Here is a 491-nt window from a genome sequence, read left to right as displayed (position 1 = left end):
GTCGGTGACAACGGTGCCGGTAAGTCGACGCTGGTCAAATGCGTCAGCGGGATCTACACCATCGACGCCGGCACGGTCACCTTCGACGGCAACCAGGTCGCCGTCCACACCCCCCGCGACGCCGCCGCCCTCGGCATCGAAGTCGTCTACCAGGACCTCGCCCTCTGCGACAACCTCGACATCGTCCAGAACATGTTCCTCGGCCGCGAGAAAGTCCGCGGACTCGTCCTCGACGAACCCACCATGGAACAAATGGCCGGCGACACCCTCGCCAGCCTGTCGGTCCGCACCGTCAAAAGCCTGCGCCAACTCGTCGCCAGCCTCTCCGGCGGACAACGCCAGACCGTCGCCATCGCCAAAGCCGTCCTCTGGAACAGCCGCGTGGTCATCCTCGACGAACCCACCGCCGCCCTCGGCGTCGCCCAGACCGCACAAGTCCTCGAACTCGTCCGCCGCCTCGCCGACAACGGCCTCGGCGTCGTGCTCATCTC

The 491-nt window shown here is 66.8% G+C and carries 1 protein-coding gene; it reads left to right on the top strand.

What is annotated here, in order from left to right; genetic code table 11:
- On the top strand, positions 1-491 hold a 491-nt coding region (locus Aau02nite_RS45815), incomplete at both ends, for an ATP-binding cassette domain-containing protein (protein WP_212994992.1).

The sequence above is a fragment of the Actinoplanes auranticolor genome, assembly GCF_018332655.1.
GTDB lineage: Bacteria > Actinomycetota > Actinomycetes > Mycobacteriales > Micromonosporaceae > Actinoplanes > Actinoplanes auranticolor.
This window is presented reverse-complemented; position numbering and strand designations above follow the sequence as displayed.